Origin of the sequence: Shimia isoporae, from assembly GCF_004346865.1 — a bacterium.
In the GTDB taxonomy this organism is placed as follows: domain Bacteria; phylum Pseudomonadota; class Alphaproteobacteria; order Rhodobacterales; family Rhodobacteraceae; genus Shimia; species Shimia isoporae.
Window position 1 is genome coordinate 1 of the sequence record NZ_SMGR01000008.1, and the last position, 2,500, is coordinate 2,500.

Genomic DNA, 2,500 nt, shown 5'->3' on the forward strand with positions numbered 1-2,500 from the left:
TGGTTGCGGGAGCAGGATTTGAACCTGCGACCTTCAGGTTATGAGCCTGACGAGCTACCGGGCTGCTCCATCCCGCGCCAATTTGGCTTACTCAGCGTTTTTCTGTTTAGCTGAGTGATCGTTTTGAGAGATACGAGAGCCGAGTTGTTTACTAGGTTTGGCGATGACCTACTCTCCCACACCTTAAGATGCAGTACCATCGGCGCTACGGTGCTTAACTGCCGGGTTCGGGATGGGACCGGGTGTTTCACTCGCGCTATGATCACCAAACCGAGTAAACAACCCGGTTCTTTGTCCAAGTAAGCAGTGTATGCTTTTTGGTATCCAGTCTTTCTTTTACTGGATCAAATCAAGCCTATCGGGCCATTAGTACCGGTCAACTGAATGCATTACTGCACTTACATCTCCGGCCTATCGACGTGGTGGTCTTCCACGGCCCTCAGGGATACCTTGTTTTGAGGGGGGCTTCCCGCTTAGATGCCTTCAGCGGTTATCCTGTCCGATCATAGCTACCCTGCACTGCTGCTGGCGCAACAACAGGTCCACCAGTGGATCGTTCACCCCGGTCCTCTCGTACTAGGGGCAACTCCTCTCAAGTATCCTACACCCACGGCAGATAGGGACCGAACTGTCTCACGACGTTCTAAACCCAGCTCACGTACCTCTTTAAACGGCGAACAGCCGTACCCTTGGGACCTGCTCCAGCCCCAGGATGAGATGAGCCGACATCGAGGTGCCAAACACTGCCGTCGATATGGACTCTTGGGCAGTATCAGCCTGTTATCCCCGGCGTACCTTTTATCCGTTGAGCGATGGCCCTTCCACTCGGGACCACCGGATCACTATGGCCGTCTTTCGACTCTGCTCGACTTGTCAGTCTCGCAGTCAGGCTGGCTTCTGCCATTGCACTCAACGAGCGATTTCCGACCGCTCTGAGCCAACCTTCGCGCGCCTCCGTTACGCTTTAGGAGGCGACCGCCCCAGTCAAACTACCCGCCACACAGGGTCCCGGATCCGGATAACGGACCGCGGTTAGACATCAAGCAATGCAAGGGTGGTATCTCAAGGGAGGCTCCACCAAAACTGGCGTTCTGGTTTCAAAGCCCACCACCTATCCTGCACATGCATGGCCTGATGCCAGTGTGAAGCTGTAGTAAAGGTGCACGGGGTCTTTCCGTCTAACCGCGGGAAGCCTGCATCTTGACAGGCAATTCAATTTCGCTGAGTCGATGTTGGAGACAGCGGGGAAGTCGTTACGCCATTCGTGCAGGTCGGAACTTACCCGACAAGGAATTTCGCTACCTTAGGACCGTTATAGTTACGGCCGCCGTTTACCTGGGCTTCAATTCGGAGCTCTCACCCCTCCTTTTAACCTTCAGGCACCGGGCAGGCGTCAGACCCTATACGTCGTCTTGCGACTTCGCAGAGCCCTGTGTTTTTAGTAAACAGTCGCCACCCCCTGGTTTGTGCCCCCAGCCAATACTTGCGTAGAAACTGGGCCTCCTTCTCGCGAACTTACGGAGGTATTTTGCCGAGTTCCTTCAACATCGTTCTCTCAAGCGCCTTGGTATGCTCTACCAGTCCACCTGTGTCGGTTTAGGGTACGGTCTCATGGAGGGCTATTTCCAGGAACCGATCAGCAGCCCACTCAATCCGATAAGAGTGAACTACCTTCACGATCCGTCACATCCTCCTGGCCCAGGAATATTAACCTGGTTCCCATCGCCTACGGCTTTCGCCCTCGGCTTAGGGGCCGGCTTACCCTGCTCAGATTAGCTTTAAGCAGGAACCCTTGGACTTTCGGCGAGAGTGTCTCTCACACTCTTTGTCGCTACTCATGTCATCATTCTCACTAGTGATCTCTCCACCGGATGGCTCACGCCCCGGCTTCATCGAAAGCTCCATATCCTCCAAGGCATTCCGGAGAATGCTAAAGAGGATTGGAACTATGTCACACTACGCTCTGCTACCATGCACTACGTGCATCCTAGACTTCGGCTCATGGCTTGAGCCCCGTTACATCTTCGCCGCAGGACAACTTATTTAGACCAGTGAGCTGTTACGCTATCTTTAAAGGATGGCTGCTTCTAAGCCAACCTCCTGGTTGTTTTGGTCGTCCCACCTGCTTTCCCACTTAGCCATGAATTAGGGGCCTTAGTCGTAGGTCAGGGTTGTTTCCCTCTCCACTACGGACGTTAGCATCCGCAGTGTGTCTGCCATCTAGTACTCCCGGGTATTCGGAGTTTGATTAGGATCAGTAAGGCTGTGGGCCCCCATTACCCATTCAGTGCTCTACCCCCCGGGGTATTCAGATGACGCTCTACCTAAATAGATTTCGCAGAGAACCAGCTATCTCCGAGTTTGATTGGCCTTTCACCCCTAGGCACAGCTCATCCCGATCTTTTTCAACAGATGTGGGTTCGGTCCTCCAGTGCGTGTTACCGCACCTTCAACCTGGCCATGCCTAGATCACTCGGTTTCGGGTCTGATCCATCTAACT

1 tRNA gene and 2 rRNA genes (1 of these 3 cut by a window edge) are annotated in these 2,500 nt (G+C 53.8%); all 3 read right to left on the reverse strand.

Annotated features, from left to right (window positions below):
* A tRNA-Met gene (locus BXY66_RS20335) sits at positions 1 to 77 on the reverse strand.
* A gap of 78 nt (positions 78 to 155) precedes the next feature.
* Positions 156 to 270: ribosomal RNA gene (rrf, locus tag BXY66_RS20340) — 5S ribosomal RNA — on the reverse strand.
* 75 nt (positions 271 to 345) lie between these two features.
* Positions 346 to 2,500 (reverse strand): 23S ribosomal RNA (locus tag BXY66_RS20345) (it continues 675 nt past the right edge of the window).